The organism is Yersinia pekkanenii, from assembly GCF_001152565.1.
Taxonomy (GTDB): domain Bacteria; phylum Pseudomonadota; class Gammaproteobacteria; order Enterobacterales; family Enterobacteriaceae; genus Yersinia; species Yersinia pekkanenii.
Genome location: NZ_CQAZ01000120.1, coordinates 1 through 3,256, shown reverse-complemented (window position 1 = coordinate 3,256; position 3,256 = coordinate 1). Strand labels below are relative to the sequence as shown.

Below are 3,256 nucleotides of genomic sequence, written 5' to 3'. Positions count from 1 at the left end.
ATAAACAACAGTACGCCCACGATCATCATCATGGCCCCTGCCAGCAGCCACCGTATCAGTGAAGGTGGCGGTGACAGTTCCGAGGTTAATGCTTTAGTTCGTTCCCAGCCCATTGATTATCCTATCGTGCTGTTTGACGCACTAGAGATCACCTGACAACCGCACTGACATTTGCAGCCATCAATAACGACGGCACGGCCTCCACAGGTTCGTTGCGGCATACCTTCAACGATCGGGTTTGTACCGTGCCCTTTAACTGGGCAGCTCACCATATCGCCTACTAATGCGGCCTTCTTGCCATTCACTGTAATTGTGGAAGAGGCGGAAATAACTGAACCGCCATGCGTTGTTTTATCACCGAGTAAAACGAGTCCTCTGGACATAATTAATTTCCAGGTAAATTAAATTTTTTAAATAGAATGGCGTTTAACTTTTATTTCATTCAGCCAGTTAAAACAAAAAAGGAATGGTATTTTGTGGATACAATATTTTTAATGGAACATACCTCATAGATGATTTCAACTTTTACCTCCGTGATATATAAGAAGCAGGCAGTCCTATGTGTGGATTTTTTAATAACTATTTCATTGAGAGCAGTTTTTCATAATCAGGTACTCTCGTACGTTCATGTCCAATTGTTCCATCAGGATAGATTATTGTCATATTTGCAGGTTCATCTTTGTTTTTTGAACTTTCAAGCTTTACAACCTGTTGAATATGTAATGTAGGTTCAATAATTATATTTTTAGTATTGTAAACTCTGTAATGTCTGCTCCACTTTTCGTTTTTCACACTCCCTCCAAACATCTCAATATAGGTTTCGTTAAATGTATGGTTGATATATATCATGGGGAAAAAATCGGTATTTATATTAAGATTACCGCGTACATCTTTCTTTAGTCCTGGCAATCCTCCTCCGCTATAAAATTCATCATCAAAAGCAAATACATAGCTTGTAGACGTTATATCTTTCCCTTTTGTCAGGGAGGTATTATTAATAAGTTGTAGATCAACTCTGACAGTACTCAGTTTCCATTCACACCTACCACCGCCGTCTAGAGCAATACGAGCCTCCCAGATATCACCTCTTCCTTGCTGCGTCATCCTTTCGACTCGAGGGTTAAACCCCCGTTCTTTACGGATATGTGATTCAGTGGTGCTGTCATAATCCTCTCGCTGGCATTTGTCCGAGCGGTACAGGACATCCATGGGCGTGACTTCCGTTTGCGGTGGAAGCTTAACGGTCACGGTCACCCACTCAGAACTGGCAGGAGGGTTGAGGGTATAATCCGGCCGACTGGCACAACCGCTCAGAGGAAGTATTAGTGCTAACAGACTAAGGCAATTAGATAATTTCAACTTCTTCTCCCACAACGGATTTAAAACGAATAAGTGCATTCTCACCACCAGGTGTCTTCTTAGTGATATCCAGTGCGCTACCCAACATTTTCTGTAGAGCCAGAAACATCCGGTTACGTGTCAACTCTTCCACAGGCGTACTGTCGACATACTGATTCATTTGTAGTTGAAACGCATCTCGCCTGGTCTTACGCTGCATTGCCAACTCTGGCCAGGCAGACTCCAGTAGCTGGTTATTAAGAAATGGCAGATATTCACTTGCCATCGAATGACGCATGGGGTTCGTCATATGGTCAAACTTAGGGTTAGTATTCCGTGGGAAAATTCGCTGCATATCCTCTCCGGGGTATTCACGAACAAACGCTTCCTGCGCTTCTTTGGCCTCTTCATTCTCAGTTTCTGACAGGGAAGGTACCAGGAATAACTTGGCCTTACGTGGCAGACTGTAGCTAAGGCGGCGGCAGGTATTGGGGTTCATCATCACCTGGCACTCTTCAGATGAGTGGGTCTGAGTTGTGCGGAAGAACACCACCGGTTTTCCGTGGTGCCAGTAATGTTCCCCAACGTAAGCACCGACCATCTGAGCGGGCAGTTCCGCAAGCAGCGTCCAGAAAAAACCCAACGTACTACCGAGAGGGCCAAATTTTCCATACAGCCAGTTATCCATATCTGCATCAAACGGAACGCTGGTAATAGTGTCAGTGTCATTTACATGTCGATAATGAGTTATTTGATACAAACTCCCCACCGCATCAGCGGTAAAGGTACGTGGCATGCCATAAGTGTAGAGATGCGGTTCATAACCTTTCATTTCAGCCGCATAAGTCAGCCCCAGCGCCCCTCCCAAGCTGTGTCCGCAGATAAACAGTTTTTTTCCTCTATCCAATTGGTCCTTAATAGTATTAAATTTATCGTTAAACCGTTGTTTTGCCAGTTGGTATGCATCCAGAAATCCTCCGTGGATACATCCAGATTTTGCCAGTTCAGCCGGACAGGGTTGCGGTGAAAAAGCTCCATCGGTTAACCAGTCGGGGACCTCTTGTGTGCCACGCCAGGCAACGATCAAATATTCTCCACATTCCACGTAAAAAAACTGAGTACTATCAAGTAATGGTCGGTTAGCGCTGCTCTTTTTAAGCAGGGTCGAGTCTAAGAATTCAGCTGTGGTATAACGCTGGCTGAATGGCACATCCACAACCAAAGCCTGAGGGTAAGACGGGAACTCTTCATATCTCGGTGTAGTAGACAGATCCAGGCACTTCTCAAAGAAAAATGGCTTTATAACTCCCTCTCCGGCCTTTGCATAGGCCATATTCGCCATTAAGCCAAGGTTATAGCCGTTAGCCAGGGAATACTCTTTTGTATCATGCAGTGCCAGCACCCACGCCCGGAACGGACAAATTTCAATAACGTGCCGCTTCTCAAGATGTTCTCGGCCAATCTCCAGACCTTTCAGCGACTTGTCCGGCGGAAAATGGAAACGGGGTAATGTTTCATCTTTCCATCCTTTAATTTCCGGCGCGCAGTCACAAAGCTCTCCAATCGTGGCGTAATGGTACAGATATCCTTGCTGCTCTGAGCTTATCTGCACATTTGAGCGCCAATCGGAATTTTCTTTCTTATTGACTGTTTGCCTACTACGGGGATTGCGGGTAATACCCAGCGGGCGCGTCTCCATTTCATCCGCCAGCTTCTGGGCATCTATTGTCAGGGTCAAATCTAGCCAGTGAAGTTGCTCTATTCTGATGAGCCCATTACTGTCGCTTTGGCCTTCATTACTGCTCGAATGTTTACACCGGGTTGCATCATTTTCAACTTTGTAAGGCATGCCAGCTACAGGTTTACCAAGCTCGTCAACAAGCTGAATTTCCACCCAATATTTTTTTTGCTTGCCGGT

At 45.3% G+C, this 3,256-nt stretch carries 3 protein-coding genes; all 3 read right to left on the bottom strand.

Annotated features, from left to right (window positions below; translation table 11 throughout):
• Window positions 1–116: 116 nt before the first annotated feature.
• Window positions 117–383 carry a PAAR domain-containing protein gene (locus tag AEP37_RS25450; protein ID WP_072086408.1) on the bottom strand — a complete coding sequence of 89 codons (267 nt, stop codon included), beginning with the start codon at window positions 381–383 and terminating at the stop codon, window positions 117–119.
• A gap of 196 nt (window positions 384–579) precedes the next feature.
• Window positions 580–1,209: a hypothetical protein gene (locus AEP37_RS27475; RefSeq protein WP_049615492.1), complete on the bottom strand. Its 630-nt coding sequence runs from the start codon at window positions 1,207–1,209 to the stop codon at window positions 580–582.
• Window positions 1,210–1,345: 136 nt separating this feature from the next.
• Window positions 1,346–3,256, bottom strand: a 1,911-nt coding sequence (locus AEP37_RS22945; RefSeq protein ID WP_049615491.1) for a lipase family protein, incomplete at its 5' end; no start/stop codon positions are given.

What these genes read in the sequence shown, in the direction of transcription:
- AEP37_RS27475 (WP_049615492.1), bottom strand. Translation starts at nt 1,209, where the DNA reads ATGGATGTCCTGTACCGCTCGGACAAATGCCAGCGAGAGGATTATGAC.
- AEP37_RS25450 (WP_072086408.1), bottom strand. Translation starts at nt 383, where the DNA reads ATGTCCAGAGGACTCGTTTTACTCGGTGATAAAACAACGCATGGCGGT.